The 20,292-nt window shown below is 62.8% G+C and carries 15 protein-coding genes; 10 read left to right on the top strand and 5 right to left on the bottom strand.

Going from position 1 to position 20,292, the window contains the following annotated elements; translation table 11 throughout:
• Positions 1–191 precede the first annotated feature (191 nt).
• Complete coding sequence (locus AS156_RS24750; protein WP_082747711.1) at positions 192–1,505, top strand: glycosyltransferase family 4 protein; 1,314 nt, start codon at positions 192–194, stop codon at positions 1,503–1,505.
• Positions 1,502–3,067, top strand: a complete 1,566-nt coding sequence (locus AS156_RS24745; RefSeq protein ID WP_066509823.1) for a glucosamine inositolphosphorylceramide transferase family protein — start codon at positions 1,502–1,504, stop codon at positions 3,065–3,067. The genes AS156_RS24750 and AS156_RS24745 overlap by 4 nt, the downstream gene beginning before the upstream one ends.
• A gap of 22 nt (positions 3,068–3,089) precedes the next feature.
• Here the strand turns inward: AS156_RS24745 and AS156_RS24740 are convergent, their stop codons facing one another.
• Genes AS156_RS24740 through AS156_RS24725 form a run of 4 tightly spaced genes read right to left on the bottom strand, consistent with a single transcriptional unit; the run spans position 3,090 to position 6,680 of the window.
• Positions 3,090–3,956: an efflux RND transporter periplasmic adaptor subunit gene (locus AS156_RS24740; RefSeq protein WP_066509821.1), complete on the bottom strand. Its 867-nt coding sequence runs from the start codon at positions 3,954–3,956 to the stop codon at positions 3,090–3,092.
• The gene (locus AS156_RS24735) at positions 3,953–4,159 is read right to left on the bottom strand and encodes a DUF1656 domain-containing protein (protein WP_066509817.1); all 207 of its coding nucleotides are present in this window, start codon (positions 4,157–4,159) and stop codon (positions 3,953–3,955) included. Before AS156_RS24735 ends, AS156_RS24740 begins: the two co-directional genes overlap by 4 nt.
• Positions 4,156–6,204, bottom strand: a complete 2,049-nt coding sequence (locus AS156_RS24730) for an FUSC family protein (RefSeq protein WP_066509815.1) — start codon at positions 6,202–6,204, stop codon at positions 4,156–4,158. The genes AS156_RS24735 and AS156_RS24730 overlap by 4 nt, the downstream gene beginning before the upstream one ends.
• 2 nt (positions 6,205–6,206) lie before the next feature.
• A complete protein-coding gene (locus AS156_RS24725; RefSeq protein WP_066509811.1) occupies positions 6,207–6,680 on the bottom strand; it encodes a MarR family winged helix-turn-helix transcriptional regulator in 474 nt (157 codons plus the stop codon).
• Between the two features lie 92 nt (positions 6,681–6,772).
• On the opposite strand from AS156_RS24725, the gene AS156_RS24720 reads away from it, so the two are divergent.
• Positions 6,773–7,996, top strand: a complete 1,224-nt coding sequence (locus AS156_RS24720) for an MFS transporter (RefSeq protein WP_066509809.1) — start codon at positions 6,773–6,775, stop codon at positions 7,994–7,996.
• A 19-nt stretch (positions 7,997–8,015) separates the two neighbouring features.
• Here AS156_RS24720 and AS156_RS24715 read toward each other — a convergent pair whose 3' ends face one another.
• Positions 8,016–10,781: a bifunctional acetate--CoA ligase family protein/GNAT family N-acetyltransferase gene (locus tag AS156_RS24715; protein ID WP_066509808.1), complete on the bottom strand. Its 2,766-nt coding sequence runs from the start codon at positions 10,779–10,781 to the stop codon at positions 8,016–8,018.
• 370 nt (positions 10,782–11,151) lie between these two features.
• Here AS156_RS24715 and greA point away from each other — a divergent pair, with 370 nt between their 5' ends.
• From greA to AS156_RS24680, 7 genes are all read left to right on the top strand, one after another.
• The gene (gene greA, locus AS156_RS24710) at positions 11,152–11,634 is read left to right on the top strand and encodes a transcription elongation factor GreA (RefSeq protein ID WP_066509806.1); all 483 of its coding nucleotides are present in this window, start codon (positions 11,152–11,154) and stop codon (positions 11,632–11,634) included.
• Between the two features lie 321 nt (positions 11,635–11,955).
• Complete coding sequence (locus AS156_RS24705) at positions 11,956–12,969, top strand: TRAP transporter substrate-binding protein (RefSeq protein ID WP_066509799.1); 1,014 nt, start codon at positions 11,956–11,958, stop codon at positions 12,967–12,969.
• Positions 12,962–14,890, top strand: coding sequence for a TRAP transporter large permease (locus tag AS156_RS24700; RefSeq protein ID WP_066509796.1), 1,929 nt, complete (start codon positions 12,962–12,964; stop codon positions 14,888–14,890). Before AS156_RS24705 ends, AS156_RS24700 begins: the two co-directional genes overlap by 8 nt.
• A gap of 422 nt (positions 14,891–15,312) precedes the next feature.
• Positions 15,313–15,768, top strand: coding sequence for a DUF3788 domain-containing protein (locus AS156_RS24695; protein ID WP_066509794.1), 456 nt, complete (start codon positions 15,313–15,315; stop codon positions 15,766–15,768).
• Positions 15,769–16,057: 289 nt separating this feature from the next.
• Positions 16,058–16,513, top strand: a complete 456-nt coding sequence (locus AS156_RS24690) for a (2Fe-2S)-binding protein (RefSeq protein WP_066509792.1) — start codon at positions 16,058–16,060, stop codon at positions 16,511–16,513.
• 4 nt (positions 16,514–16,517) lie between these two features.
• On the top strand, positions 16,518–18,725 hold the full coding sequence (locus AS156_RS24685) for a xanthine dehydrogenase family protein molybdopterin-binding subunit (RefSeq protein WP_066509791.1): 2,208 nt from the start codon (positions 16,518–16,520) through the stop codon (positions 18,723–18,725).
• A 348-nt stretch (positions 18,726–19,073) separates the two neighbouring features.
• A complete protein-coding gene (locus AS156_RS24680) occupies positions 19,074–20,087 on the top strand; it encodes a helix-turn-helix transcriptional regulator (RefSeq protein WP_066509787.1) in 1,014 nt (337 codons plus the stop codon).
• Positions 20,088–20,292: the final 205 nt, after the last annotated feature.

The raw sequence follows: 20,292 nt of genomic DNA, 5'->3' as shown, positions 1-20,292 counted from the left end.
GGGTTTGGACTCAAGTTCAACTGGCATTTCACTGTTCAGCGGCCCGCCCTAAGTAGATATCTATGGTTAATCGACCGTTACCTCTGGTTGCATGGCCGCAAGCGATGCATGGCCGTAACCAATTAGTTAACGAGCTGCCTGTACCCTGCCGCCCACACTGTGGAATCTCGTTTTGCCAGCAAGCCAGTAAAATGGGCAGTAACCTCAACACGCGTTACTCGACGTACGAGCGTGTCTCGCGTGATAAGTATCAGCACAAAAATGAGGGAGATGCATCCACTCCCCCAACGGCTGAGGACTCCGTGCTCCATTACAAGCCAGGCACAGACTTGCGCGAGGCGACGCGCCAATCGTCATCCGCATCATGCGATCGGCAAAACAAGATCCAGCCGAAGCGGCGCGTCATTTTGATGCAGACGCAGGCGGAGAATGCCGGGGCGCAGGAGATCTCGAGGCTGCTTGGTAGCGGCCTGACCGCGCGCGGCTATGAAGTCTTCAATCTGTTCTTCTTCCGCAAGTCGGATTCCTTCGACGAGCCGCCCAATACGCTCTATTGCTCGATGAGCCGCCCGGGAAATCCGCTCGCACTGCTCAAGATGCTGTGGACGCTCGCCGGTCACATCAGGACCATCAAGCCCGATGCCGTCCTGACATTCCAGCATTTCGGCAACGTCATCGGCGCGGGCGTGTCGCGCCTCGTCAGCCGCGCGCCTGTCATCGCCAACCAGGTGTCTTCAGCGCTGTCGATGAGCCGGCCGGTACGCACCGCCGATATCGTGATGGGCAGTCTCGGCTTCTTTACGTGCATCACGCTGAACTCGCGGGATATGGAGCGCGAGTACGCACGGTACCCGGCGCCGTATCGATCGCGCATGAAGCACGTCCCGCACGGTTTCGACGACAAATCACAGAGTCTGCCAAAGGAGATTGCGCGGCAGCAGTTCAAGCTGCCACCGGATCATGTGCTGCTCGGTTGCGCCGCGAGGCTGCACCCGCACAAGCGGCTTGATGCGGTGATCCGTCTGTTGGCCGGCGAACCGTCGTGGCACCTAGCGCTCGCCGGCCAGGGCGCGGATGAGGAACGGCTCAGGACCTTGGCCGACGAGCTGAAGGTCACCGATCGATTGCACTTTATCGGCGAGATTCCGCCGCGGCAGATGGCGGACTTCCTGGCCTGCCTGGACGTGTTCGTGTTCCCCTCACAGGCCGAAACCTTCGGTCTCGCCGCCGTCGAGGCCTCCAGCGCCGGCATTCCCTGCGTCGTGAATGACCTCCCCGTCTTGCGCGAGGTGCTGTCGTTCGCCGGCAAGCCCGCGGCCATTTTCGTTGATGCTGCAGATCAGGCCGAGTTGTCGGCCGCCGTTTCAAGGGTCCTGACGGACAGCGCGCTCAGCACAGAGCTGCGACAAAGCGCCAAGGGCCTGAAATCGCGCTATTCGCTAGATAGTATGGTCGACGAATACGTCCACATTCTCGACGAGGTCATTGGAATGGGCCGAACATGATCATCGAGTTTCGCTGCGAACGGGAGCATGCCCGGCTCTGGATGTGTCGCGAGACGCTGTCCGTCGACGGTCAGGACGTCCCGGTTCAGATCGCGTGGACCGCGACGATACAGCCGCGGCCTGCGGGCCTGGAGGTGCTGTTCGACCTCGAGCGCATGGTATTGCGCAAGGGCAAGGCCGGCGGCGCCGACGCATTGAAGGCGATCCCCGAACGATCGCGCGCTCCATTGGGCAAGGCCGACGTAGTCGTCGATTTTACGACGGCGACACGGGACCCAAGCTGCTCCGCCCGGCTCTACCTTCGCCCAAGATTCAACGGCGCGGCGGGAGAAAACGCCGCGCTTGCGGCCATCCTCGCGGGCGACCTGCCGGTGATCGAGATCGTCAATGAGCTTGACGGTACGGTCATGGATCGCGGCCATCCGTCCGGAGAAATCGCAACCGGCCTGAGCGGCTCGCTCGATACGGTCATGGCGCGAACGCTGTCGATGCTGGCGGCGGTTCTGTCCGGGACTCCACGGCTGGTGCCGCAGCTTGCCCCTTCGGCCGGCAGTAGCACGCCGCAGAATCCCGCCGCCTATGTCGCGCGTGGCCTGGCGGCTTCGGTTGCCAAGGAGATCTATCGCCTCTGCTGCTACGCGCCGCATTGGCACGTCGGATGGCGCTATAGCGAAAACGCGGATGTCTGGCACACCGGTGATCTGTCCGGACCTGCCTGGAACGTGCTCGGGGATCCCGGACATCGTTTCTTCGCCGACCCCTTCCCGGTCAAGTGGCAGGGAAGAACCTTCGTCTTCTTCGAGGACCTCGATCACCGCGTCGGCAAGGGTATCATCTCCGCCATCGAGTTCGACGGCCACGGGCCGGTTGCCAACGTCCTGCCGGTGCTGGAGGAGCCGTGGCATCTGTCCTACCCGTTCCTGATCGAAGACAATGGCGAGCTGTGGATGATCCCGGAAAGCTCGGAGCATCGGGACGTCCCGCTCTACAAATGCATTCGGTTTCCGGACAAGTGGGAGCGTCACAGCACGCTGCTCTCCGGACTGGAGCTTGCCGATGTGACGATCACGCGGCACAATGGCCTCTATTATCTGTTCGGAGCCTGGCGCGATGGCACCGGCGGATACTCCGATACATTGGCGATCTATTACGCCGAACAGCTGTTCGGCCCCTGGACGCCCCACGCGAACAATCCGGTCCTGATGGATCGCGCGAGTGTCCGGCCGGCCGGAAACTTCGTGAACATCAATGGACGGCTCTGGCGGCCGGTGCAGGATTGCTCCAACGGATATGGCGCGGCGCTCGGCCTTGCCGAGGTTCTCGAATTGTCGCCGACGACATACCGGCAGGCCGTGCGGCATTCGCTCAAGCCCGGACCGGCATGGACCGGACGCAAGCTGCACACGCTCAACCGGTGCGGCCAGCTCGAGGTGATCGACGGATCGCGCGTTCAGCCGAAGACCACGGTTTTCCGGAGCGGGCTTCTATCCACCGCCCGATCGTCCTTGTCGGAATGGCATAGCGCGGCAGGCGCGAAGCCGATCGCAAGGCGCCTCCAATAGCGCGCCTGTGAAAGCCCGCGCACTATTTCCCGATCTCCACCGTCGCCGAACGGCCCGACACCAGCGCTATGTTGTCGGGAATGTGGTCCAGAGCGATGCGCACAGGGACGCGCTGCGCGAGGCGAACCCAACTGAAGGTCGGATTGACGTTGGCGAGCAGATTCGCGCCCTCAGCCCGGTCGCGATCCTCGATACCTGCGGCGATGCTTTCGACGTGCCCGGTCAGCCGGATCGGCTGGCCCATCAGCCGTATCTGCGCCCTGTCGCCGACATGGATGCGCGCGAGCTTGGTCTCCTCGAAATATCCCTCCACATGCAGCGTGTCGGTGTCGACCAGGGCCATCACGCCCTTGCCGGCGGTGACGTAGGCGCCGGGCCTGAGGTCCATGTTGGTGATCGTACCGTTCACCGACGCGCGGACCTCGCTGCGATCGAGGTTCAACTGGGCCACCGCGCGGTCGGCGATGGCCTGGTCATAAGCCGCCTTGGCCTGGAGCTGGGCGGCCAGAACCTGCTCCTGCTTTTGCTGCGACACCGCGTCGGTGGTCAAGGAGCTGTAGCGCTTCAGGTCGGAATTGGCCTGATCCAGCGTGGCGCGGTGGCCGGCGACCGCGGCGTCCGCCTGCTGCAGAGCCAGCGCGAAGCGCGCGCGGTCGATCCGGAACAGGACATCGCCGCGATGAACGCTCTGATTGTCCTTGACCAGCACGTCGGTGACGAAGCCGGAGACATCGGGCGCAACCTGAACCACGTCGGCACGAACCCTGCCGTCACGCGTCCACGGCGACTCCATGTAGTAGGACCACAGCGCACGAGCGACGGCGAGTGCCGCGACAACGGCGATGACGGTCAGCGCAAGGCGGCCAAGCCAGGCAAGATTCCCCTTCATGGCAAAAACTCCGAAAGATAGACGACGACGCCCAGAACGCAGACGAAGAGGGCGAAATTGAACAATGCGCGATGCCAGACCAGCCGGTAGAGGCCGAAACGCTGCATGATCCGGCTCAGCACCGCGCTCGCGGCGTAGGCGACAACGAGCCAGAGCAGCAGTGACGGGATGAGCACCCCGTAGATGTCGATCTCATATCTCATGCGGCAAAACTTTCCCCTGACTGCGGCTGATATGCCGGCGCGTCCGGAAACAGGCCACGGCGGATGCCGACGAGGCCCATCAATGCATCTTCCCGCGCGCTGCTGGGATCCTTGACGGCCTGGCTCAGCGCCGCATCGATGCGCCGAAGAAGCTCGAACGGCATGGCCCCCTCCACATGACTGCGAAACGCCGCGGCGAGGTCGTCAAGCATGTCGTCGATCGCGCGAATGGTGGATGCGGCGAGGCCGTAACGCGCGCGCCGCAGGTCGATAATGTTGAGGCCGATGCGCAGCTGCACCAGGCTGTCGGTGTCGCGGCGATCGCTCTCGGAGACGAAGGCGATGCGTTGCACCAGCAATCCGAGCCGATGCAGCATCAGGCCGGCAAAGTGCGCGCGATCGCCGCGGCCGCGACGTTCGGCGGCGATCGCGAGCGTCTTCCAGCTCGACAACATCAGCCGCTTGGCGATCCACTCCGCGCCCACGCCGCGCGCGATCCGCGTCACGACCTCGGCTACGACGACGCCGACGAAGAAGGCGACGGCGGAATTGGCGTAAGAGGCGAAGTCCGCATTGTAGGTCGATTGCAGCGCGAGCAGCGTCGCAGTGTTCGCGGCGAGCGCCATGCCGGTCAGCGCGGTCGCCGGCCTTGCAATCAGAAAGCCATACAGGATGAAGGTCGGCGCCAGTGCGATGACCAGCACCTCGATATGCGCAATCGGAGGTATCACCGCGAACAGATAGATCGCGACAACGACGATCGCGACCAGCGACCACAGGCCGAAGCTTCTGATGCCGCGCCCGGGATCGTCATTTGCGGCGAAGAAGGAACAGGCCACCGCCGCCATCATCGGCGCGGAGGCGCCGTCCGCCCATCCGGTCGCGATCCAGAGCCCGCAGCAGATCAGAATGGCCGCAGCCGCTCCGGCAGCCGACCACAGCGCCATGCCATGATCGCGATGGCGAACCGGCGCGGCGCCCGCCTCGGGGCGGAACGCCAGCGGGATGGTCGAGATGTCCTCGCTCGCTGCGATGGCGTCGCTCAGCGCGCGGCAGTCATCCGAGATATCGACGAGCTCGCGCAGCCGCGACAGCAGATTGGTCGTGACGATGCGCTCCCAGGACGCGGCACCGTCGAGCGCGGACTGTCTCTCGGCGATCGCGGCGCGGATCCGGTCGCCCGACTGTCGCAGCCTGACCTCATCCACGATCCATTCAGCGAGATCGTCCAGCAGCCGCCTCAGTTCAGGCTGCCGTCGCAAGGCCGCCTCGCCGAGCGCAGTCAGCCGGTCCTCGATCGACGCAATCATGGGCAGCAGCATCAGCATGCGCAGCCGGATTTCGGCGAGGCCGCGCGCGGCTCCGGCGTCGGCCAGCCGGTCGTAGAAAAGATGGGTCCCCAGTGCATCGATCTCGACGATATCGGTCGCAAGACGAAGGCGCTGGGCGCGGCGTGTCTCGTTGGTGCCGCGATGAAGCAGCGTGTCGCGGCTCAGACGACGCGCATCCGACAGCCAGATATCGACGCGACGCCCGACCGCCGGCGCGACGCTGCGCGGGAACACCACGGTCGACACCAGGCTTGCGCAGATGATGCCGAGCGAGATTTCCTCGACCCGTGCCAGCGCGATATCGAAGATATTTCCCGGTTCGCTGACGGCCGGAAAGCCGATCAGCGCAACCGTATATCCGGCCAGCATGAAGACGTAGCTGCGCGGCGTCCCGTCGAGCAGCGACAGATAGAGGCAGAGCCCGACCCAGAGAGCAATCGCAAGGCAAAGCAGTTCCGGCGCATTGACCAGGTTCGGCACCATCGCGACCGTCACGGTCGCACCGATCAGTGTCCCCATGACGCGGAAGAAGGCCTTGGAGCTCGTCGCGCCCGCCAGCGGCTGCGACGTGATGTAGACGGTCGCCATCGCCCAATAAGGGCGCGGCAGATCGAGCGCCAATGCGATGACCAGCGCCAGGATCGACGCGGCGAACGTCTTCAAAGCGAAAACGAGGTCCGCGTGGCGGACCATGAACGGCTCTTCCGCGCGCATGACTATTTCGCCTCTGGGGCAGTCTTCGCGCCCTGCAAGCGGCTGCCGCGCTGCTCGATGCGCTGGAGCGTCTCGAAGGTTACCGCAAGTTCCTCGCTGCCGATATCCTTCATCAGATTGGCCCGCACGCGTCGCAAGACCCGATTGATCTCCTCGACCTTGGCCTCCCCGGCCGAGGTGAGATGCAGCGTCTTGGCGCGCCGGTCGGTCGGATCCTCGCGGCGCTCCACCAGGCCTTCGGTCTCGAGCAGATCGATCAGCCGCACCAGCGAAGGCCCCTCGATGCCCAACTCGTCAGCCAGGACGCCCTGACGGACGTTTTCGCCCTGCCGCGACAGCACCAGCAGCGGGATGGCGGTCGCATAGGACAGGCCGTGATCGGACAGCGCCTGGTCGGACTCGCGACGCCAGATCCGGCCGAGCCTCGTGATCAGGCGGCCGATTTCGGCGTGAATCTGGGTTTGCGATGGAGGCATGCAAATTAGATAGGACACAAACTATTAGCTTGCAACTATATAGGTTGGCATATTTCAGCCGTTCACGAAAAAGCGAACGAGGACAAGGCAGGATGGCGGCGGGCTCCACGGCAGAGGCACGCGAGGAGTTTCCGGGCGAAGGTAGCCTGGCGCTCGTCCCGACCTTCATTGTCGTGGCCGTCGATGCCACCGGATTGGGGATCATCCTGCCGTTGCTGCCGTTCTATTCACAGCGGCTTGGCGCAACGCCGTTCCTGATCGGCGCGCTGATCTCGGTCTACGCCGTCTGCCAGTTGATCGCAGGCCCGGTGGTCGGCATGCTCTCCGATCGCTACGGCCGCCGCAACGTGCTGGTCGTCAGCCAGATCGGCACCTTCGTCGGATTCGTGCTGCTCGCGATGGCCAGCAACCTGACGCTGGTGTTTCTGGCCCGCATCATCGACGGACTGACATCCGGAAATATCTCGGTAGCGCACGCCTATGCAGCCGAGCACAGCGCACCGTCCACCCGCAAGCAGGCGCTCGGCATGACCAGCGGGGCGATTGGAACCGGATTGCTGGTTGGTCCCGCGCTCTCCGGCCTTCTCGTGCATTACAGCGACACCGCGCCGGTGTGGGCCGCGGCCGCCTTGTCGCTGATCAGTATCCTTGCCACGATCACCCTCCTGCCGCCGGATCACCCCGCGTCCGAGCCGCTCTACCAGCAGCGGGTACCCGAACCGACGCCGGCGCGCACGATCCTCGGGATGCGCTATGCGTGGCGCCTGCTCGTCCTGCTCATCGTGTTCTTCTTCATTAATTCGATGTTCCTGTCGCAGATCGGCCTGTTCCTGTCGGCACGATTCAGTTGGGACGGGCATCCGTTCGGCGCCCGCGAATTGGGCATGGTGTTCGCCTATGCCGGCTTCATCAACATGGTCGTCCAGGGTTTGCTGATCACCCGCGCGAACCGCTTCGCGTCAGACCGGATCATCGTCGTGGCGGCGTTTGCGTCCATGGCCGTCGGATGTGCCGGACTTGCAATCGGGAACCGGATCAGCCTGCTTGCCGTATTCCTCACGCTGATCATTCTCGGCACCATGTTCGCCCGCAGCACGCTGACGGCCGAACTGTCGCGCAGCACCGCGATCAACCGGCAGGGGATGATCATGGGCCTCAATCAGTCGCTGATGTCGGGCGCCAATATCACTGCCCCGCTTCTGAGTGGTGCGCTGATCGGTCACCAGCTCTTTGTCACCTGGACGCTTGCGATGGCGACGATCGCATTCGTTGGCATGGCGCTCGCGGGACAGATGCTTGCGCCTCCGCAGCCATAGGCAGGCGATACATGTCCTATCAAACTGCCGTCGCACCGCCTCGATCAAGGCCAGGGCGAATCAGTATATCCGCCCCGATGGCATCGACTCCCGGCAGGCGGAGATCGAGCACCACGTCGACGATGCTGTGATCGCTCGGGTCCATGGTGGCGGTGAATCCGAGCTCGCGACACATGCTCAGCATCGTGGTGTTCTCGGTCAGCACCTGGCCGGACAATCGCTTCAGGCCCTCCGACCTCGCATAGTGGATCAGGAGCTGCATCAGCTGCCATCCGAGCCCTTTGCCCTTGAGATTGGATTGCAGCAGGATGGCGTATTCGGCGTTCTCATACAGCGAGTCCGAATGCAGCCGCACCGCGCCCATCATCTCGCCGGTCTTGGGATCCAGCGCCACGAAAGCCATCGCGCGCGCATAGTCGAGCTGGGTCAGGCGGGCGATGAACGCATGCGAGAACTCCTTCATCGCGTGGAAGAAACGTAGCCTGAGGTCTTCGGCCGTCACGCGCTTGAAGAACGCCTCGACCATCGGCTCATCTTCCGGCCGCATCGGCCGTACGATGACGCGCGATCCATCCTTCAAGCCAAGCTCGCCCTCCCACTGCGACGGATAGGGCCTGACCGCGAGCCGGGTCTGACCTGCAAACAGTCGCGCGGGCTTGCGAATTCCCACTCGCGCATCGAGCGCGAGCACACCGATTTCGTCCGCAAGCAGCGGATTGATCTCGAGCTCGGCAACTTCAGGAATGTCGGCAGCCATCTGCGCCAGCTTGACCAGGGTCAGCGGCACGACATCGGCCGCAACGGCCGGTACGTCGCGATAGGCGACAAGCAGTCGCGCAACCCTGGTTCGCATGACCAGATCACGCGCCAGATTCATGTCGAGCGGCGGCAGCGCCAATGCCTTGTCGTTGATGACTTCGACCGCAGTGCCACCGCGGCCGAACACGATCACCGGACCGAAGGTCGGATCGTCGGCAATACCGAGAATCAGCTCGCGCGCCGCCCGCCGCACGATCATCGGCTGGATCGTGAGACCTTGCAGCCTCGCATCCGGCCGTGCGCTTCGCGCCCGCGCCAGCACAGTGGTCGCGGCCTCGGCGACCGCTTCCTTCGTGCGCAAGCCGAGGATGACCCCACCGACATCGGACTTGTGCCTGATGTCGCGCGAAAACAGCTTGACCGCGACCGCGAGTCCTTCGGCCAGGAATGGAGCCGCCTTCTCCGCGGCATCCTCTGCATCATTGGCGGCGACGGTCGGAACGACCGGAATGTCGTAAGCGCCGAACAGGGTGACGATCTCAACCGGATCGAGCCAGGCCCGTCCTTCCGCCAGCGCGTTCGCGACCACGCGCCGCGCCGCCGCAGTGTCGGGCGTGAACACCGAAGCGATGCTCGGCGGGGTCGCAGCCAGCGCCGTGGAGGCCTCGCGGTAGCGCACCAGATACATGAAGGCGCGCACCGCATCGTCCTCCGTCGGAAAATGCGGGATGCGGGCGGCTTCAAAGGTTGCCCCGGTGCGGTCATCGGCGCCGGCCCAGGCTGCAAGCACAAGCGAGGCGACCGCGCTCCGCTTTGCCCTGCGGTCACGAACACATTGCGCCACCGCTTCGGCGATCCCCTCGGTCGGCGCCACGGCCGTTTCCACATTCATGACCAGGATCGCATCGCTGTTCGCATCCTCGAGCAGCGCATCGAGCGCGGCCACGTAGCGGGCGGAATCGGCGTCACCGGAGATATCGACGGGATTTGCGCGCGACCATCCCTGCGGCAAGACCTCCTCGAGCCGCGCAATCGTGTCCGATGTCAGCGTCGCGGGGGCGCCGCCGAGCTCGGCAAGCCGATCGATCGCGAGGATGCCAAGCCCGCCGCCATTGGTCAGGAGCGCCAGCCGGTTGCCCCGCGGAACGAAGCCGCGACCAAGTAGCTCTGCACAATCGAACAGCTGGCGCAGGTCGAACACGCGCAGCATGCCGGCGCGACGGAAGGCCGCATCGTAGACTGCATCCGACCCGGCCAGCGCTCCGGTGTGGGTCGCGGCCGCCTTCGCGCCGTGGGCCAAGCGCCCGGACTTGACGACGACGACCGGCTTCAGCCGGGCTGCCGCGCGCGCCGCGGACATGAACTTGCGGGCGTCCTTGACGGCTTCGAGGTAGATCAGGATCGCGCTGGTGTGGTCATCCAGCGCGAAGTAATCGAGCAGGTCGGCGACGTCGACATCGAGCTGATCACCGATCGACACGATGCCGGAGTAGCCGAGCCGCCGCTCGGCCGCCCACCCGACCATCGCCGCGGCAACGGCGCCGGACTGCGAGATCAGGGCCACGTGCCCCTCGGACGGACGATGCGCCGCGAAGCTCGCATTGAGCTTCGCGCGCGGCACCATGACACCGAGGCAATTGGGTCCGATCAGGCGCATCCCATGCATACGCGCCGTCCGCGCGACGGTCTCGGCCGGCGAACCTGCGCCATGGCCGAGGCCGGCCGACAGGATCGCAGCGCCGGCGACGCCGATCGCGGCAGCATCCGCGATGATTCCCGGGATCGCCGCCGCCGGCGCAGTGACGACGATGAGATCGGGAACGAACGGGATCGACTTCAGGTCAGGAAAGGTGCGCTCGCCGTCGATGACGGCATGCCGCGGGTTGACCACGGCGACGCTGCCGGCAAAGCCGGCTGCCTTGATATTCCTGAGCACCGCCATGCCGAGCGAGTTCGGGCGTGAACTTCCGCCAACGACAGCGATGGTTCGAGGCGAGAAGACCCTCTCTAGACCAAACGTGGACATCGGATGATCTCGCCGGGAACAAACGGATGCGGCTGCCGCCTCGCACAACACGCCAAGGCTCGCAAGGCGGTGCCCGCCAAGACACGTTGGCGGCGACGCAACCATGCGCCAGCACATCGACAGAGAACGGAAATCATGATAATATTCAATGCCTTGCCTAGCTCGCAGGTCCTGGTCGTCTAAGCAATTTCGTCACCTGTCATCCCTTCCGCTGGACTACTATCGGAGACACGATACTAAAAAACGACATCGAGTTTGCTCACGAATTGGCTGGACGGATTGACCAGGTCGTTGACCACGGCCGCCGCACGTCTATCTGGAAAGTGAGCGGTTGGCGCGCAAACGCGTGCCTTGTGCAGGAGTTCCACGCGTGAGCGTCGCATTCACCAAGGAAGACAGTGCCGAGACGGCGTCCGAGACGCTGCTGCCGGACCGCCCGATCTCACCTCACCCGAACCTCGTCACCGCGACAGGCCTGAAGGCCCTGGAAGCCCAGTTGAAGGAGGCGCAAGACGCCTACGAGATCTCGCAAGGGATCGACGATGTGAACGAACGGCGGCGACAAGGCGCGCTGCCGCTGCGGGATGCGCGATATTTCGCGGCGCGCATCCGGACGGCTCAGGTGGTGCCGGAGCCGACGACGTCTGACACAGTCGGCTTTGGCAGCACAGTCACCTTCAGCCGCGACGACGGACGCATGCAGACATATCGAATCGTCGGCGAGGACGAGGCCGACCCGAAGCAAGGCATGATCTCCTTCGTTTCACCAATCGCCCGACAGTTGATGGGTAAGTCCGTCGGAGACGCGATCGAGGTGTCAGGTCAGGAGATCGAAGTCGTCGCGATCTCATAGTGATCGGAGGCCGGCTGGATCGAGGGACCTTGCCACGAGGTAGCGGTCGCTGGGAAGGTCGCGAGACGTCAGCAAGATTTTCGTAGATACCCGCTTTCGTGGATATCCGCCGGACTTTCCTCCGAGACACGCGCCACGCGCGGTCCCTCGTGGACTTCGTTGCGAACTTGCGCATCGCCGCCGACAAGCACATCGTTCGGCAAGCGAACACCGGCGCTATACGGCAAGCGACTGGCCATCGCCCTTGCGACATGGTCTACTGCGGATCGCCGCAAGAAGCACCCCTTACAACAAACCAACAATATTTCAGGGAGAAACATTATGATCATCGCACGACGAAGGCTGCTGAAGGCTGGAGCGTTCGGGATTGCTGCGTCGCTGGCCGCGCCGTTTGTCGGGCGCACGGGATGGGCCGCATCCCCCACCCATACGCTGAAGCTGACCTTCGCCGACACCCAAAGCCATCCGCTCTACGATGTGCTCAAGCGCTTCGCGGATGACGTCTCGAAACGGACTGCGGGCGCCGTCGAGCTTCAGGTGTTCAGCATCGGTCAGCTTGGCAGCGGAACCAACATCCTCACCGGCTTGCAGACCGGTATCATCGATTTTTGTGCCCATACATCCGGATTCATCGACACCATTTTCCCGAAATTTCAGGTCCTCGACCTGCCCTTCCTGTTCTCGGACTCTGCGTCGGCGGAAAAACTGCTCGACGGTCCGGTCGGCACCAAGTTCATGGACATGCTGCCCACGAAAGGAATCTACGGTCTCGGCTGGGGCCATTGGGGATGGCGCGTGGTCTCGACCATCGACCGCAAGGCGCCGGAGCCCGCCGACATGAAGGGATTGAAGATTCGCGTCCAACCCGGCGCGATCTTCGCGGCGACGTTCAAGGCGCTTGGCGCGAGCCCGGTCGCAATCGACCTGACCGAAGTCTATCTCGCTCTGTCTCAGCGCGTCATCGATGCCGTCGAGACGCCGATGATCTCGCTCGCCGCCACCAAGCACGACGAGATCGTCAACACGATCAACCTGACCAATCAGGTGTACAATGTCGGCGTCATGATGGCGAGCAAGTCGAAGTTCGACGCGCTGCCAAAGGACGCGCAGGAGGCAATTCGCGCCGCCAGCGTGAACCTGACCAGGGATTGGCGCACGACAATTGCAGCCAAGAGCGAGGATATCGCCGCCCGCTACAAGGCCAAGGGCATGACGCTCGTGGAGCCGAACCGCGACGATTACCGCAAGGCCACCGCAAGCGTGTATCCGCAATTCAAGGATATCATCGGCGCCGATCTCTACGATGCGGTCCTGAAGGACGTCGGGCATGCATGACTCGAGCTCGCTGCTGGCCGACGGCGAGCTTGCGACGGCCCATGCAGCAAAGCCCGCACTCAGGCGCGGCCCGATCGCGGATGGCGTGCGCGCCGCGCTTGATGGCGTCGATCTGGCATGCAGGGTGATGCTGGTGATCGCGCTGGTGATCCAGCTCGGGATCGTGCTCGTCGGTGTCGTTTCGCGATTCTGGTTCGACCAGTCCTTGTTGTGGGCCGACGAGGCGGCCAAGCTGTTCCTGTCGCTGACGGCGTTCGTCGGCGGTGCGCTGGCCTTCCGCGCTCGTCACCACACGACCGTCGAATTTCTGACGGCGAAGTTCTCGCCGCGCTGGCGCGCCTCGTTCGCGATCGGCATGGACCTGCTGATCCTGATCGTCGCCGTGGTCGTGTGCGATGTCTCGCTCGACCTGATCTCGATTGCATCCACATCAGATACGCCGATCCTGCAGATCAACCAGGCCTGGCTGGTGCTCCCGCTCGCGATCGGCCTCGGACTGACCGCGCTCTTCGCGGTCGAACGCCTGGCCTATCAATATCAGCCTCGCGAGTTGGCTCCCGCGGCCGCTGTTGTCGCACTGCTCACCGGGCTTCTCTATGCAGCCAGCACCGTGCCGTGGCTGCATCTGCCGAACGGGACGGCGCTCGGAATCATGCTGATCGCCTTCCTGCTCGCCATTCTTCTCGGGCTGCCGGTCAGCTACGCGATGCTGTTGGGCTCGGTGACCTTTCTCATGGTCAGCGGCGTCGCGCCGCTGATCGCGGTGGCGCAGAACACTTTCGACGGCACTGGCAACTATATCCTGCTCACGCTGCCGTTCTTCATCTGGGCAGGCTTGATCATGGAGAAAGGCGGCATCAGCCTTCGCCTGGTCCGCTTTGCCATGACGCTGGTGGGACACATGCGGGGCGGCCTGCTTCAGGTCGTCGTTCTCACCATCTACATGGTATCGGGCATTTCCGGCTCGAAGATCGCGGATGTCGTCGCGGTCGGATCGGTCCTTCGCCGGGAGCTGCAACGACAGGGATACAAGCCCGAACAGGGGGCGGCAGTGCTGGCGGCCTCCGCGGCCATGTCGGAGACGATCCCGCCGAGTCTTGCGATGCTGGTCCTGGGATCGGTCGCGCCGATCTCGATCGGAACGCTGTTCATCGCCGGATTGATGCCCGCCGCTGTCATCGCGCTGTTGCTGATGCTCCTGAACTACGTGCTGTCGCGGCGGGCCCAGATGCCTTCAGCCCCGCGCGCGACAGCGTCCGAATTGATCAGCGCGACCGTCGGCGCGATGTTGCCGCTGGTGATGCCTGTGATCATGGTGATCGGCATCCGCTTCGGTGTCGCCACGCCGACCGAGGTCTCGAGCGTCGCCGTGCTCTACGGCCTGGTGCTGGCGTTCGTGATCTACCGCGCCGTAGGCATCGCGGCCCTGTACGAGATCGCGGTGGAGGCGAGCCTGCTCGCGGGGATGGTGCTGTTCATCATCGCGGCGGCGTTTTCGTTCGGCTGGACGCTGACGGCGGCAAACCTGCCGGCCAACCTCGCCGCGATACTGCATTCCGCGGGGGATAATCGGACGATATTCCTGCTCGGAACCATCGTGCTCCTGATCGTCGTCGGCTCGCTGCTCGAAGGTCTGCCGGCGCTGATCATTCTCGGGCCGCTGCTGATGCCGATTGCGAGCGGTTACGGCATCGACATCATTCACTACAGCATGATCATCATCCTCGCGATGGGCGTCGGCATCTTCATCCCGCCGATCGGCATCGGCTTCTACGTCTCCTGCTCGGTATCGGAGAGCCGGCTGGAGGCAACCGGACGTGCCATGCTGCCGTACCTTGCCGTCCTGCTCCTGGGCGTCCTGATCGTCGCCTTCGAACCGTGGTTCACGCTCGCTGTTCCGCACCTGATCCAGGGGCATTGAGCTGATCGTGTTGTTTTGAAGGGAGGTTCGCGCCGAATCCGGGCGATCTCGGCGGGTGCGCGAGGGCGTTGCGGCGCGCCGGGCGGTACAAGCGCCGGCGCGCCTCCGCAAGCTGAGCGACGTATGTCGCACGCGTCTCGCTGAACAGACCAGGCTCAAATGCGTGTCAATGAGCGCTGTCGCGTCCTCCATGAATGGACCAGACGTCCCGAATACGTGTCCGCAAATCCACGCGCCGGATTTCCGCTTTGACTGGCAACTCGCCTATGCCCCAATGGCGGAGAGATCCCCGTGACAGAACTTCCGGTTCTGCAACGGAAGACATATCAGACCAACACAGATTCAACCCTCAGGAACATGGCGACGCACCTTTCGCCCAAGCTCAAGGTCGGGCCGCCAAGTCGTGGTGGAAGGAAAGCGGCATGGAACAGTCCCCCCAGGTCGGCGACAGGATCACCGACAAGTCAGCCTCGCCCGATGACAGCACTGTCCGCGACTGGATCGGACCTGGTGCGTTCAAGCATTGGGCCCGCCTGCAGAACTGGATCGAGGAATTCTACCCCGGTGTTTTCGCGCCCGAATGGCTCTATGGCGGCAAGAAGCGCGGCTGGTCCCTGCGCTACAAGAAGACAAAGGCGTTCTGCACCTTCGTGCCGGAATACAAGCGGCTTTCGGCCGTGGTGGTCTTGGGGCGAGCGGAACGAGAAAGATTTGAGGAGCGGCGTTATGTATGGCGCTCGCAGTTGGTCAAGCTTTACGATGAAGCCAAAACATACCCGGACGGGAAATTCCTAACAATTGCGATCTCATCCGCAGATGATCGGCATGATGTGACGGAGCTTTTGACTATGAAGCGCCCTCCACCGTCGCGCGGTTGAACGTCGCGGAAATCTAAGTTTCGCGACCAAGTCGGCGACGCTGGACTTTCGGAAGCGCAAGCCGAAGCTATCCAGTAGCCAGATTATATAGCTCGCAGGGCAACGGGGAATGCAGCACCGCTCGCGCCGAGCGGAGCGTCGTGGCCGTATTCCTCGTTGCTATGGAAACTATGCATGCCGGCTATTGGAAAGCTTCGCTCCGTGCTGCGATCAATCCGCACCACTTTCGCGGACTTCATGAGTGACGTTGATTGTTCACCGCTCACTCCAACGCGCTCAAGAGGCATTCATGGCTTTCACATTAAAGATCAACGGCTCAGCCCATGAGGTCGACGTTGACGGCGACATCCCGTTGCTGTGGGTGTTGCGCGACGTGCTCGGCATGACCGGGACCAAGTTCGGTTGCGGCCAAGCGCTGTGCGGTGCATGCACCGTGCATGTCGACGGCAAACCGGTCCGCTCCTGCCAGACGTCGGTCGATAGCGTCGGCGACAGCGCGGTCACCACGATCGAGGCGATCGGCCAGGCACCGCAGGGCGCGGCTTTGCAGAAGGCGTGGCTGGAGCTGGAGGTGGTGCAATGCGGCTACTGCCAGTCCGGCCAGATCATGTCGGCGGCGGCGCTGCTGAAGGACACGCCGAAGCCGACGGATGACGACATCGACGCCGCCATGTCGGGCAATGTCTGTCGATGCGGCACCTATCAGCGCATCCGCGCTGCGATCAAGCACGCTGCAGGAGTTTGAGATTATGGATGGGCTGTTTCTGAGAGAGCAGATCGCCGAAGAGACAGCGATGTCACGGCGCGCCTTTCTTCAGGGCGCAGGTTTGCTGCTTGGTTTTGCGCTGACCGGTGCAAGCACGGAGTCCGTGTTCGCGACGACCGCTTCGCAGGTGGTCGAAAACGAGGTCACGGGTACTTTCGCACCGAACGGATTTATACGGATCAATCCAACCGGCGCCGTGACCCTGGTCATTCCGATGATCGAGATGGGACAGGGGGTTTACACGTCGCTCTCGATGCTTCTCGCTGAAGAACTGGAAGTTAAGCTTGACCAGATTCAGGTTCAGCATGCGCCGCCAAATCATGCGCTTTACGTCAATTCGATCATAGGCATTCAAAATACAGGTGGTTCCGCGTCTGTCCGCGCCTTCTGGACACCGCTGCGTCAGGCAGGGGCAGTGGGTCGTAATCTGCTGATCGCGGCAGCCGCCAAGCGGTGGAACGTCGATCCGGCGACTTGTCGCGCCAAGAACGGCGTTGTGTTCGATGCGTTGGACTCGAAGCATCTGAGCTACGGCGAACTTGCGGAAGCCGCGGCGAAATTGCCTGTGCCGCCCGCGGCAAACGTCAAATTGAAGGATCCGAAGGATTTCACCCTGATCGGCACGCGTGCCAAGCGCGTGGATTCGCCGATCAAGGTCGATGGGCGCGCGCTCTACGGCATCGATACGCGGCTGCCGGGTATGAAGGTTGCAGCGGTTGCTATTTCGCCCGTGCTCGGTGGCAAGGCAAAGACGGTGGACGAGAAAGCCGCGCTGACGGTGAAGGGCGTCCGGCAGGTGGTCAATATCGACGAAGCCGTTGCCGTGGTGGCGGATCACGCGGGCGCGGCGAAGAAGGGGCTCGAGGCTGCCGCCATCACGTGGAACGATGGCGCAAACGGCAAGGTCAGCAGCGCCGATATCGTCAAGCAATTGGAGGAGGAATCCAAAAAGGCGGGCGTTGTTGCCCGTAACGGAGGCGATGCGGGGAGGGCTCTTGCGGAGGCGGCGCAACGGGTTGACGCCATCTATCAGGTGCCTTTCCTGGCCCATGCGGCGATGGAGCCGATGAACTGCACCGTTCATCTGCAGAAGGACCGTTGCGACGTCTGGATCGGGACCCAAGCGCCTACGATCACGCAGTCCCTGGTAGCCGAACTCACCGGCCTGCCAAAGGATGCGATCAAAATTCACAACCATCTGATTGGCGGCGGCTTCGGCCGAAGGCTGGAGGCCGATGGCACGGTACTGGCCGTCAAGATAGCCGAGCACGTCGATGGTCCGGTGAAGGTGATCTGGAGCCGCGAGGAAGACATCCAGCACGACATGTATCGGCCGTACTATCTCGATCGGCTGTCGGCCGGACTTGATGCGGCCGGCAAGCCGGTTGCATGGACGCATCGGATCGCGGGCTCCTCAGTGATGGCTCGCTATTATCCCCCTTACTTCAAGGACGGATTGGACCCCGATGCTGTAGAAGCCGCGGCCGAGCCGCCCTATGCGCTGCCGAATATCCACGTCGACTTTGTCCGGGTCGAGCCCCCTGGTGTCCGGACGTCATGGTGGCGCGGCGTCGGACCGACTCACAATGTTTTTGTGGTCGAAAGCTTCATGGATGAGCTCGCGCATGCGGCGAAGCAGGATCCCGTCGCTTATCGCAAGGGATTGCTCAGGCACAATCCGCGAGCGCTCGCTGTTCTGTCGCTAGCGGCAGAAAAAGCAGGGTGGGGATCACCCCTTCCCGCGCGGCATGGCCGCGGAATTTCGGTGCAATTCGCATACGGAAGTTACGCGTCGCAGGTCGCCGAGGTCGAAGTGGCGGCCGATGGCTCTGTCAAAGTCAAGCGGGTCGTCTGTGCGATTGACTGCGGCATGTACGTCAATCCAGATACGATCGAAGCACAGGTTCAGGGTGGAACACTGTTCGGCCTGACCGCCGCGCTTCATGGCGCGATCACCTTCAAGGATGGGCGCGTTGAGCAGAGCAATTTCGACAGCTATCTGCCGATGCGTATCGACGAGGTGCCGGTGGTGGAAACGCACTTGATTAAGAACGCAGAGGCTCCGGGTGGCGTTGGTGAAACCCCGACAGCCATTGTCAGTGCTGCAGTGACCAATGCGATCTTCGCCGCGACCGGCAAGCGCCTGCGCAGCCTGCCGATCGATACAAATTCGCTGAAGTCGTCGTCCTAAGTCCTTGCCCGACATCCCGCGCACGTCGCAGCGCTCACGGGATGGCAGGAGACGAAGTGGCTCAGTGCAGCTTTTTTGGCTTGCCCGCGGCACGCTTTGTTCCTCCATGACGGCGTCAAAGACCTCATTTGTCGTCAGCTGCTGCGATCTGAAGGCGGTTCAGGATTGATCTGCGAGAGTTTCACTTCCATACTACGACGTTCCGATCATGATTGCCCCCTTGGGTTCGGGAAGACGGTCAGTCAGTGGTACGAGCGAGCATGGCGACGCCCTCGCTGATCCTTGGAGAAAGGGTTTCGGAGCACCATCGGCGCGCCGGTAGCCAGGCACTAAAGGGCCACCACAGTCATGCACACAAAAGCGGTTCCAACGCAGGCTCTCGTCGGGCAGAACGCTTCGCTGCCCGCGGGCTCCACTGTCAAATTGTCTACAACAGACCTCAACAACTTGATGCAGGCGCTTGACATCGATGTCGTCGCGCTGACCGAGCTTCTGGTGCCGCAGGGCCATCGAGTCGCAATGGGAATGATTGACGTGCCCGGGATCCACTACAACTTGAGCGGCGTCGGACGCATATCGATCAACGGCGGACCAGCGATGCCGTTGAGCCCTCATTTGCTCATCATCGTGCCGCCAAACACTCCGTTCGCGATCGAGGTTGACGGTGGAAGTGGGCCACTGAAGCTTATTTCGAGAGATTGCTGGACTCGTCAAGACGGTATCCTTCGCGTCGCAGTGCCGAACGAGCAACCCGAAATCGTTCAGATATGCGGCTTTTTTAACGCATCCTTCGGTCAGTCTGTGAGACTGTTCGGAGAACTCCGCGAACCGGTGATCGAACAGTTCGAGCCGGCGGACAAGATCGATCTGAAGCTTCGCGAGGCTATGGACGAGCTGCTACAGCAAGAGGTCGGCGTTGGAGCCATGACAGCGTCACTGCTCAAGCAAATCATTGTCTCGTTGGTGCGACGGTCCCTCAGATCATCCCGGCGGTGGACTGAGCGATTCTCAATACTTGCCGACAGGCAGGTCACCCGTGCTTTTGCGGATATGGTGGCACGGCCAGGAGCCGCCCATTCAGTTCAAAGCTTGGCACACGGTGCGGGATTGAGTCGTTCGGCGTTCATGGCGCGATTCTCAAACATCTTTGGACGATCCCCGATGGTCATCTTGCGAGACTTGAGAATGCGCCAGGCAGCAATCGATTTGACGACAACGACGATGTCGATCGACGCCGTTGCTCAAAATGCGGGGTACGAGAGCCGTTCAAGTTTTGTGCGAGCCTTTCGAAAGGCGTACGAACGCGATCCGAGCGACTATCGACAGATAGCCAAGGAGGGCAAAGCCCCGAAGGGCATCTGAGAACAAGGTGCCGACAACGCGATCAGCAAGCTTAGGCACGACTGCGCGGACAATAGCACGAACTTCGTCAATGTTCCCTGGATGCGGCGCATAGTGGACGTCGCCGCCAACTTCCGCGAAGATAGTCAGTTGCTCGATCGCGCCGTGCAGATGCGGACCCACCTGCACCAGGATGGCGTGCAGGACTTCGCAGCCCAAGCCGCAA

This window comes from Bradyrhizobium macuxiense (assembly GCF_001542415.1).
Classification (GTDB): domain Bacteria; phylum Pseudomonadota; class Alphaproteobacteria; order Rhizobiales; family Xanthobacteraceae; genus Bradyrhizobium; species Bradyrhizobium macuxiense.
Note: the sequence above shows the minus strand (reverse complement) of the source record. Positions and strands in the feature narration are given on the sequence as shown.

Coding starts and splice junctions, on each gene's coding strand:
- AS156_RS24750 (WP_082747711.1), top strand. CDS start 192: ATGGGCAGTAACCTCAACACGCGTTACTCGACGTACGAGCGTGTCTCG.
- AS156_RS24745 (WP_066509823.1), top strand. CDS start 1,502: ATGATCATCGAGTTTCGCTGCGAACGGGAGCATGCCCGGCTCTGGATG.
- AS156_RS24740 (WP_066509821.1), bottom strand. CDS start 3,956: ATGAAGGGGAATCTTGCCTGGCTTGGCCGCCTTGCGCTGACCGTCATC.
- AS156_RS24735 (WP_066509817.1), bottom strand. CDS start 4,159: ATGAGATATGAGATCGACATCTACGGGGTGCTCATCCCGTCACTGCTG.
- AS156_RS24730 (WP_066509815.1), bottom strand. CDS start 6,204: ATGCGCGCGGAAGAGCCGTTCATGGTCCGCCACGCGGACCTCGTTTTC.
- AS156_RS24725 (WP_066509811.1), bottom strand. CDS start 6,680: ATGCCTCCATCGCAAACCCAGATTCACGCCGAAATCGGCCGCCTGATC.
- AS156_RS24720 (WP_066509809.1), top strand. CDS start 6,773: ATGGCGGCGGGCTCCACGGCAGAGGCACGCGAGGAGTTTCCGGGCGAA.
- AS156_RS24715 (WP_066509808.1), bottom strand. CDS start 10,781: ATGTCCACGTTTGGTCTAGAGAGGGTCTTCTCGCCTCGAACCATCGCT.
- AS156_RS24705 (WP_066509799.1), top strand. CDS start 11,956: ATGATCATCGCACGACGAAGGCTGCTGAAGGCTGGAGCGTTCGGGATT.
- AS156_RS24700 (WP_066509796.1), top strand. CDS start 12,962: ATGCATGACTCGAGCTCGCTGCTGGCCGACGGCGAGCTTGCGACGGCC.
- AS156_RS24695 (WP_066509794.1), top strand. CDS start 15,313: ATGGAACAGTCCCCCCAGGTCGGCGACAGGATCACCGACAAGTCAGCC.
- AS156_RS24690 (WP_066509792.1), top strand. CDS start 16,058: ATGGCTTTCACATTAAAGATCAACGGCTCAGCCCATGAGGTCGACGTT.
- AS156_RS24685 (WP_066509791.1), top strand. CDS start 16,518: ATGGATGGGCTGTTTCTGAGAGAGCAGATCGCCGAAGAGACAGCGATG.
- AS156_RS24680 (WP_066509787.1), top strand. CDS start 19,074: ATGCACACAAAAGCGGTTCCAACGCAGGCTCTCGTCGGGCAGAACGCT.